This window comes from Streptomyces muensis (assembly GCF_021474425.1).
Taxonomy (GTDB): Bacteria; Actinomycetota; Actinomycetes; order Streptomycetales; family Streptomycetaceae; genus Streptomyces; species Streptomyces muensis.
In genome coordinates, this window is the sequence record NZ_JAKEIP010000305.1 from 1 (window position 1) to 8981 (window position 8981).

An 8981-nucleotide genomic window follows, 5' to 3' on the forward strand; every position below is an offset into this window, starting at 1 on the left:
CCCCCCGCCTCCCTGTCGGCGCTCACCCCACGGGAGCTGGAGGTGCTGACCCTGCTGGGCCGGGGCCTGTCCAACACCGAGCTGGCCGAGCACCTCACCCTCAGCGAGGCGACGGTGAAGTCCCATGTGGCCCGCATCTTCGCGAAGCTGACCCTGCGCGACCGGGCGCAGGCGGTGGTGCTGGCGTACGAGACGGGCCTGGTGAAGCCGGGGACGTCCTGAGCCCGCTCCGGCCTCAGGGCTCTCGGTCGGCGAGTGCCGCGAGCCGGGCGCGAGCGACGCCCGCGTGCGGTTCCCGGCCCTGTTCGGCCACCCGAGCCCACACCCGCCGCGCCTCCCCGGTGCGGCCCCGGCCCGCCAGCACGTCGCCGAGCAGTTCCCCGGCCTCGGCGGCCACCTCCTCGTGCCCCGTCTCCAGGAGCTGCGTCAACACCAGCTCGGCCTCGTCGAGTTCGCCGTACCCCTGGTGGATCTGCGCGAGCAGCAGCCCCGCCTCGGGCGAGTGCTCGGCGTGCCCCGCGTCCAGGACCATCCGCAGGTGCCAGCGGGCCGCGTCGTCGCGATGGGTGCGCCAGCAGAGCCGCCCGAGATAGCGCTGGGCCTCGACCGAATGGTCCGGGTGCCGCAGCTCGATGGCCTGGCGGTACAGGGCCGCCGCGCGGTCCACGTCGTCGTCGAGGTCGTGCACCGCGCCCAGGAACATGGTCGCCCGCGCCTTCTCACCGGGGTCGTCGGCGCCCATCGCCATGCCCAGCAGTCGCTTCGGCTCGGCCCGCAGGCCCCGGCCGACCATCCGGCCCGCCAGGGCGATGGCGGCCTGCGGCATGAACTCCGGGTCCCCGGTCTCGATGGCCGTCCGGTACCAGTCGTCCACCGCCTCGTCCCCGGCCCCGCCCGCGTCGTGCAGCAGCGCCAGGTTCAGCGCGGACTTCGCCCTGATCCTGGGGTTCTGGGTCCGCACCGCCCGGCGAAAGGCCGTCTCCGCGGCCTCGACGCGTCCGCGCCCCAGTTCCTGCAGGCCGAGGTTGAGCGCGGAGATCTCCGCTTCGTCGGTCACGCCCGTCGCCACGGCCCTCGACCACGCCCGGTGCGACCCCGGCCCGTCCCCCTCCTCGTCCAGGAGCACGCCGAGTTCCAGCAGCGCCTTGGCCGCGTGCTGCGGTACACCGCACTCCGCGACGGCCTCGAAGGCCTCGACCGCCTGAGCGCGCCGCCCCTGCCCGCGCAGGATCCAGGCCGCACCGAGCAGCGCCCGGGCGCGTACGTCCGGATCCTCGCAGTCCGCGGCGGACTCGAAGGCGGCCAACGCCCCCGCCAGATCGCCCAGATCCTTGAGCCGCTCGGCCTGTTCCAGCAGTTCCCCGGCGGTCCGGGGCGCGGGTCCGCCGTGCAGTACCTCCGCCAGTTCCACCATCCGCTGGTTGAGATCGGGGACCGATTCCTCCATCAGCGCCGCCACCTCGGCGTGGTCCCACTCCGCTGCCCGCTCCCATGCCTCCAGGGCGCCCGGCAGATCGCCGCGGTCCTCGCACAGCCCCGCGAGCACGGCCCACGAGCGGGGCGCGAGATCGGTGTGTCCGCTCGTGGCGACCTGGCGGAGGAGGGCCTCGATGTCCCCTCTGTCCCCGTCCTCGTGCGCCAGCATGACGGCCAGTTGGAAGCGTGCCATCGGTGCGAGGCGCTTGTCGTCCCCGTCCGCCGCCGCCCGGCGCCATGCCTCCTCCGCACCCGGGATGTCCCCTTCCTGCCTCAGCAACGCACCGAGTTGCAGCGCGGCTTCGGCCCGGTCCCCGGCGTCCCCGGTCCGCATGAGCTCCCGGAAGGCCTCCTTGGCCCCGGTGTTCGCGCCGAGCAGCGACTTCGCCCTCCCGAGCCACAGCAGGGCGACCGACCGGTTCTCCTCGTCCTCCATGGCCTTGGTGAAGGCGGCGGCCGCGTACACCGGGGCGTCGCGCTTCCCGGCCTGGTAGCCGATCCCCAGGGCCTCCTCGGGGGTGGCCAGGTCCAGCAGTTCCGGCCAGAGGAAGCCGGGCACGGGACCGGAGTCGGCCTCACCGGCCAGCTCCGGCGCGGCCTGCCAGCGTTCCTCGCCCGCCTCGGCCGGCGCGGGCCGCAGCAGGCCACGTCCGCCGACGACCGGGTCCCGGGCCCAGGCCAGCCCGCGCTCGAACCCGTCCTCGGTGGTCATGGGCGCGCCGAGCGCGGTCAGATACGGCGGGAGCAGCCGGAGCAGTTCGCCGCGCGTCAGCCCCCGGACCAGGCCCGCCCGGTGGCAGTCCACGGCGGCACGGACGACGGCGACGCCGACGGGGTTGGCGGACCTGGCCGTGTTGAGCCGCAGCAGCATCTCGCGGGGCTGCGCGGCCTCCACCACCTCGGCGAAGCTCCTGGGCGCGGCACCGCCCGCGAAGTGCCAGGCGGCCTCGGCACGTTCGGCGTCGTCGAGTTCGAGCGGCAGATGCACCAGGCACGCGGTGCTCAGCGCGGCCCGGGCCACCGCTGCCTCGGGCCCGGTCTGCTCCAGGATCGCCCCGCAGCGGCGTGCGGAGACGGTTCCGGCGGTCACCGCCCAGCCGGAGAGCCACTCCAGCAGTTCCGGCGTCAGCTCCTCCAGGCCGGCTTCCGTCAGATCGTCCAGCCAGAGCACGGCCGGTGTCCCGAGGCCGCCCAGCGCCTGCGCGTGGGAGCGCAGCCGAAGCACCTCGGCGGCGGTGTGCGGGATCAGCACGGGTGTGTCGGCGGCGAACTCCGCGCGCAGCGCCTCGACGGCCGAGCGGGACTTGCCGGCGCGATCCTCTCCGTACGCGAGGACGTACGGGTAGGGCGGGCCTTCGAGGGAGAGCATGCTGCGCATCTCCTCGTCGAAGTCGCGCCGGGCGATGTACCCGGTGTCGGCGCCGGGCAGCGGCGGGGCCACCCCCAGGTCGGCGTCGCTGAGTTCACCGAGGACGGGTGGCTCTCCGGACGCGGTCAGGCGCAGCAGCCCGCCGAGTTCGCCGGGCGACCGCCGGGGTGCGGAGCCGTCCAGCGCCCGGACCAGTTCCTCGTGGCGCCGGCGCCAGGCGGTGACGGAGCCGAGGTCCTCGGGGAGGTCGATGCCGACCGCCTTCGCGTGCTCCTGGCAGGCGGTGACAAGTTCGCGGACGAGCTCCCAGCGCGGGGCACGGCGGATCTTCCCGGCCAGCAGGGGACTGAGCGTGCTGGCGGCGGGGCGTGAGGGCATACGCCGTTTCAGGTCGCCGAGCGAGGGCGCTCCCGAGACGAATTTCAGTTCCCTCAGACTGCCGCAGAAGCGCAGCAGCGGTTCGAGGGTGCCCTGCCCAGTGGCCATGCGTCTCCCCCTGACACGTGGTGCCGACGGTTCGTCATCAGCGTAGCCAGGCAGGCCTGTTCGGGGATCCCGTCGATCGTTCGTGGTCGTTCGGAGTCGTTCGCCGTCGCCGTCCCGAGGCCCTCGGGGCCGGAGGCTGGGCGTACGGATCCCTCGGGGCGACGGCCCCGAGACGTACGGGAAGGACACACCATGCCGCTCTTCGACGTCCGCACGCTGGTCGCGCTCACCCTCGCCCTGCTCGCCGCCGCTGTGGTGGGCGGGCTGGTGCTGGCCGCGGGGGCGGGCTGGCCGACCGCCCTGCTGGCCGCCGGTGCGGCGGGCTGGGGTGTGGTGACCGGGCTGCCGCCGCTGATGCGATAGGACCCGGTCTCCCGGCTTCCTAGAGTGTTTAGGCAATAGACTAGCGCTCACAGGAACGGAGGTCGCCCCATGCCCCGAGCGGGTCTCACCGCCGACCGCATCACCTCGGCCGCGGCGGACCTGGCCGATGAGGTCGGCTTCGAGAAGGTCAGTCTGTCGGCTCTGGCCCGGCAGTTCGGTGTGAAGGACGCCAGCCTGTACTCGCATGTCAGGAACCTTCAGGACCTCAGGACGCGGGTCGCGCTGCTCGCGGGCGGGGAGATGATCGACCGGATCGCGACGGCGGTCGCGGGCCGGGCGGGCAGGGACGCGCTGAAGGCGTTCGCCGGCGCCTACCGGGAGTACGCCCTGAAGCACCCGGGCCGCTACGCGGCGACCCAGATCCGGATCGACCAGTCCCTGGTCGCCGACTCCCCCGCGATGCGCCGCACCGCCGAGATCACCTACGGCATGCTCCGCGCCTACGGCCTGGACGAACCCGACCTCACCGACGCCGTCCGCCTGTTGCGCAGCACCTTCCACGGCTACTGCGCGCTGGAGTCGACGGGCGCCTTCGGCGCTCCCCGGGCCGTAGAGGAGTCCTGGGAGCGCGCTGTCGACGCCCTGCACGTGGCGCTCGTGAACTGGCCGCGCGGCGGGCAGGACCGGCAGCCGCCCCAGGTGCCACGCTGACCACTTAGACTGGAAGCTTCGCGGAGGTCACACGCCGCCACCACGGGGGAGGGAGCGGGTCATGTCCCAACAGCAGCTCGGACGCGGCCCCTTGAGGTCCCGACAGCCCGGACAGGCCGGCCCCACACCTCCCTCACCCGACGAGGAACCGGCGGCCGGCTCGCCTCCCGCCCGCTTCGTCGGCTGGCTCGGCGGACTCGGGGCCGCTGCCGCCGGGTACGGCGTGTTCCAGTTCCTGTTCAGTGTGCTGCCAGGCTCGATCGACGGGGCGGCGGCCCGGTATCTGATCTCCGGGGTCAGCGGGCTCGGCACCTTCGCCGCGGCCTGGCTGGCGGCGGCGCTGCTGCGGGCCCGGACCGCGGCGTCCGCGGGACGTGCGCAGGCCCCCGCCGTGGGGACCGCCGCGATGGCGCCGGGCGCGCCCGGTCCGCTCCCCCAGGTCTTCGCCTCCGCCTACGGCGCCCTCGTCGACCAGGTGTCCGTCGTGGAGGACCCGGAGCGCGGGCGGCTCACCGGCTGGCCGCACTCCCTCGGCGAGAACACGCCGTCGCGGCCCACCCCCGTCGGCACCGCGTACGGCCTGCACATCATGCTCGACCTGGGCGTGCCCGACGGGCGGCTGAGCACCGGCGACCTGGTGGACACCCTGTGGCGGCTGCGGCTCCCCGGCGGCGGCTGGTCGGCGCGCTCGCAGGGCTCCGAGGCGCGGCCGGAGGTCACCGCGCTGGTGCTGGGCGCGCTGGCCCGGGCGGGCACCTCGGCCGAGCGGCTGGCGGCGGAGGTGGACCGGTGCACCAGCGGGTTCACCCGGCAACTCGACCGCGCCGGGCTGGAGTCGACGCATGTCGTGACGACCGTGCTGCGCGGACTGCTGCGCGCCGCACCCCGCTCCGAACTCCTGCCCGCGCTGCGCGAGACCCTCGCGGACGGCGCGATCAACGACCCGCGCCGCGAGCGTCTGCGCTGCTGGGGCTACCGTCTCCAGCCGCCGTACGGCAGGCCGTCCCCGTTGCACACCGCGCAGGCCGTCGTCGCCCTCGACCGGGCCGCCCGGGTCCTGGGCGAGGACTCCGACGCGCGGGCCGCGCGGGCCCGGGCGGCCCGTGAGGACGGCGTCCGCTGGCTGCTGTCCTGCCCGGACGCACCGCACGACACCTGCCAGGACCTGGAGAACCTGCACGAGGAGGTGCGCCGCCCGCGCACGGAGGACCCGTCGCGCCACGAGGTGCTGAACGTACGGCACTTCACCGCCTCCTGGCTGGCCCGCGCCCTGCTCTCGCCCGGTGCCCTGGAGATCGCCCGCGCGGACGGGCTGGAGGAGGAGTGGCGCATCCGGCTGGAAGGGGCCGTCGCCGCGGTGTGGGCGGGGCAGACGGACGGTATCTGGTCCTGGGGGCTGGGCGACAGCACCGAGCTGCGGCGGCCCATGTGGATGACCTATCAAGGTCTTTCGGCGCTGCGCGGGCATGCCGTATGGATGTATCAGCCGGGTGGCTGAACTCGGGGAGGGCGAGCGGGCGTTGGAGGACGGGTGCATGGGCGGTCGGCACGTCCTGGCGGCGCGACGGTTGCTTGCCGGGGCGCTGGACGGTGAGCTGCCCGGGCCTTCACTCGCGGCCGCGGCCCACCGCGTCGTCGCCGAACTCGGTGCCGCAGAGCGCCTGTTGGAGCTGGTCGACGACCTCGCCTCCGGCGCGGGCGACCCGGAGGGCTGCGCCCGGCTGTCGTACCGCCATGTCCTCGGCTTCGACAAGCTGCTGCTGATCGACGGCGGACCGCGCCGGATGCTGCGCGCCCATGTGTGGCATCCGGGCGCGGGCACGATCGGCGAGGAGGACATCCACAACCACCGTTCCCCGCTGGCGTCCTATGTCGTGCGGGGGCGGCTGGCCATGGAGTTGTACGAGGTCGACGACCGGGTCGGCGATCTCGCGGCGGCCCGTTACGAGGAGTCGCTGGCGGAGCGGTCGGCGGACTGGACGCTGAAGCCGGCCGGTCCGGCGCGGCTCCGGCTGACGCATCTGGGGCAGTACGCGGCGGGCAGCTCGTACGCCCTGCCGGCGCACACCCTGCACCGGGCGTGGTGCGACACGGACGAGCCGACGGTGACGCTGTTCCTGGAGACGGGCGCCGAACGGCGGCACCACACCGATGTGTTCACGGCGGCGGGGCCAGACCCGCGTCCGGGCGCGGTGGCGAAGGTGCCGCTGGATGTGCGGGACTACCTGGAAGCGTTGAGCGATCTGGCGGAACGGCTCGGGAGCCTGTGACGGCTCCCGGCCGGCCCCGCCCGCCGGGCGGCTTGGTGCACCGGGCGGGCGGGACCGGCCGGCCCGGTCACGGGAGTTTCACGAACGGCGACAGGAAGGCGCGGGCGCCCGGGGTGTCCAGGCGGTACGTCACGTTCGTCGCGTAGCACGGGGTGTCCCCGGTGATCGTGGTGGCGGCCAGGACGTTCCTGCCGCCGATCACCGCGAAGTTGGGGCCGCCCGAGTCGCCGTAGCAGGCACCGCCGTTGCCCTGCGGCGCGGTCATCGCCAGGCGTGCCCAGGAGTCGTTGAGGGCGTCGAAGGTGACGGGCGCCTTCATCCGGACGCCGCCGCCGGGGTGGGTCTGCCCGCCGGGGCCGTTGACGGCCTCCTGCGTTCCGTATCCGGCGACGACCCAGTCGGTGGCGTTCAGACCTTGCGGTCCGAGCGCGCCGAGCTGGTTCGCGGTGGGCAGGGTGGCCGGAGTGAAGGTCCAGCGGGACCTGACCTGCGCGGCGGACAGTTCGATCACCGAGATGTCGTGGGTGTCGGACGCGGGACCGGGGTAGTCGGGGTGGCTGTGGGCGGTGCCCGGTACGGCGACGGCCCTCGCCTGGGCGGCCGGGTCGCCGGGGTACTTCTTGGCGGCGGCGTCGAGGCCCGCCTGCACGTCCTGGTCCAGCGACACGTAGAACCTCACGTTGTCGGGCCAGTCGGTGGTGCAGTGCGCGGCGGTCAGGAAGGTGTCCGTGTCGATCATGGTGCCGGAGCAGACCCAGTCGACCCGGTCGGGGGTAGCGGGATCGCCGTCGTTGTCCCAGGTGGCCACGAGCGCGCCGACCTCGGTGCGTTCGGGGGCGGGCGTGGCGTTGTACGAGTTGATGGCCGAGGACGGCAGCGCCGTGGCGAGCACGGCCGCACAGGCCGCCGCGGTGACGGCGGTGGCGCGTATGGCTGACAAAAGAACTGACCCTTCTGCAGGTGAGCTTGGGTGTTCTCCTGTGGGGGGTGCGCCAAGTGAAACGTCTGGGGGCGGCCGCGACAAGAGCGTGCCCGGTCCCGCAGGGTTTTCCCTATGCGAAGGCCTGCCGCACGATGTCGAGGTTGTACGCGTCGATCTCCACGCCGGTCAGCTCGGACCGGCCGAGCCAGCGCGCGTCCTGATCCGGCTCGGGGAGGGTGACGCTCGCGGACAACGGCCTGACCAGGAAGTTGTCCTGCCAGTTCTTGATCTCGTGCCCTCGGTAGTCGCTGACGAAGGACGACTCGCCGACCTTGCGGACGATCTCGCCGAGCAGCCCGGTCTCTTCCTTCAACTCCCGCAGCGCGCCGTCCTCGGGACTCTCACCGGGCTCCAGCTTCCCGCAGGGAACGCCCCACACCCGCGGCAGGAACCGCTCCTTCACGCTGCGGCGCACCAGAAGCACCCGCTGCTTGTCGTCCATCACGACGGCGGCCGCCAGTCGCCTGTCGCCGGGGATGTCCATGGTCATGGTTCCTCGGTCCCTCGCCGGTGATGAGTCCAAAGGGTCTGATACCCGGGAAACAGTCAACGGTAACAGGAACCGACCGTACGGCGCTGTGAGTCAGGTCGCCTCCCGGCGGCTGAACGCGTCCACCTCGTCGTACGACGGGGCGGTGCCCAGCGGGCTCCGGCCCGCCCGGATCTCCGCGACCGCGTCCAGCGCCGCACCGAGGGCCCGTCGGTAGAGGAACGAGCCGAGGCTGACGCGGCGCACACCGAGGTCGGCCAGCTGGGGAACGGTCGGTCCGGTCGGGCTGTAGAGGATGTTGAGGGGGACGTCGAGGCGCTCGGCGAGGGCGGCGATGCCCTCGGAGTCGGTGAGCCCGGGGACGAACACCCCGTCCGTGCCCGCCCTTTGGTAGGCGTCGAGACGGTCGATCGTCCCCTCTCCGTCACCCAGCCAGTACGTGTCCGTGCGGGCGTTGACGAAGAGGCCTGGTGCCGCCGACTTGACCGCTTCGATCTTCGCGGCGTGCAGCGCGACGGAGCCCAGACTGTCTTCGAGGTTGATGCCGACGACGCCGACGGCCGCGAGCTCCTGGGCGAACTCCCCCACCTCGTCCGGGGCGTCGCTGTGGCCGTCCCCCGCGTCGACGGAGAGTAGGTACGGCTCCGAGCCGAGGGCGAGGGCCAGCCGGAGGGTCTCGTCGCGGAGGTCCGGCGCCCCGTCGGGCAGACCGGCGGCCGCGGCGACTCCGAGACTCGTCGTACCGATGGCTCGAAAGCCCTGGTCGGCGAGTGCTCTCGCCGAGGCGTGGTCCCAGGCGTTGGGGAGGAGGAGGGGGGTGTCCTTGTGGTGAAGTGCGGCGAAGGGGGTCATGACCGGGTTTCTGTGGTGTCG

9 protein-coding genes are annotated in these 8981 nt (G+C 73.5%); 5 read left to right on the forward strand and 4 right to left on the reverse strand.

Annotation, left to right across the window (positions count from 1 at the left end; all coding sequences use genetic code 11):
* Positions 1–222 (forward strand): response regulator transcription factor (locus tag L0P92_RS38605; RefSeq protein WP_234767802.1); only part of this gene is annotated, 222 nt, incomplete at its 5' end.
* A gap of 13 nt (positions 223–235) precedes the next feature.
* Here the strand turns inward: L0P92_RS38605 and L0P92_RS38610 are convergent.
* The gene (locus L0P92_RS38610) at positions 236–3331 is read right to left on the reverse strand and encodes a tetratricopeptide repeat protein (RefSeq protein ID WP_234767803.1); all 3096 of its coding nucleotides are present in this window, start codon (positions 3329–3331) and stop codon (positions 236–238) included.
* Between the two features lie 192 nt (positions 3332–3523).
* Between L0P92_RS38610 and L0P92_RS38615 the strand changes: the two genes are divergently transcribed.
* From L0P92_RS38615 to L0P92_RS38630, 4 genes are all read left to right on the forward strand, one after another.
* The gene (locus tag L0P92_RS38615) at positions 3524–3694 is read left to right on the forward strand and encodes a hypothetical protein (RefSeq protein ID WP_234767804.1); all 171 of its coding nucleotides are present in this window, start codon (positions 3524–3526) and stop codon (positions 3692–3694) included.
* Positions 3695–3763: 69 nt separating this feature from the next.
* A complete protein-coding gene (locus L0P92_RS38620) occupies positions 3764–4366 on the forward strand; it encodes a TetR/AcrR family transcriptional regulator (RefSeq protein ID WP_234767805.1) in 603 nt (200 codons plus the stop codon).
* Between the two features lie 61 nt (positions 4367–4427).
* Positions 4428–5864 carry a hypothetical protein gene (locus L0P92_RS38625; protein ID WP_234767806.1) on the forward strand — a complete coding sequence of 479 codons (1437 nt, stop codon included), beginning with the start codon at positions 4428–4430 and terminating at the stop codon, positions 5862–5864.
* Between the two features lie 37 nt (positions 5865–5901).
* The gene (locus tag L0P92_RS38630; protein WP_234767808.1) at positions 5902–6636 is read left to right on the forward strand and encodes a hypothetical protein; all 735 of its coding nucleotides are present in this window, start codon (positions 5902–5904) and stop codon (positions 6634–6636) included.
* A gap of 67 nt (positions 6637–6703) precedes the next feature.
* On the opposite strand, the gene L0P92_RS38635 is transcribed toward L0P92_RS38630, so the two are convergent.
* From L0P92_RS38635 to L0P92_RS38645, 3 genes are all read right to left on the reverse strand, one after another.
* Positions 6704–7576, reverse strand: a complete 873-nt coding sequence (locus tag L0P92_RS38635) for a trypsin-like serine protease (RefSeq protein ID WP_234767807.1) — start codon at positions 7574–7576, stop codon at positions 6704–6706.
* A 112-nt stretch (positions 7577–7688) separates the two neighbouring features.
* On the reverse strand, positions 7689–8108 hold the full coding sequence (locus L0P92_RS38640; protein ID WP_372497398.1) for an NUDIX hydrolase: 420 nt from the start codon (positions 8106–8108) through the stop codon (positions 7689–7691).
* 93 nt (positions 8109–8201) lie between these two features.
* A complete protein-coding gene (locus L0P92_RS38645) occupies positions 8202–8960 on the reverse strand; it encodes an isocitrate lyase/PEP mutase family protein (RefSeq protein WP_234767810.1) in 759 nt (252 codons plus the stop codon).
* Between the last annotated feature and the right edge of the window lie 21 nt (positions 8961–8981).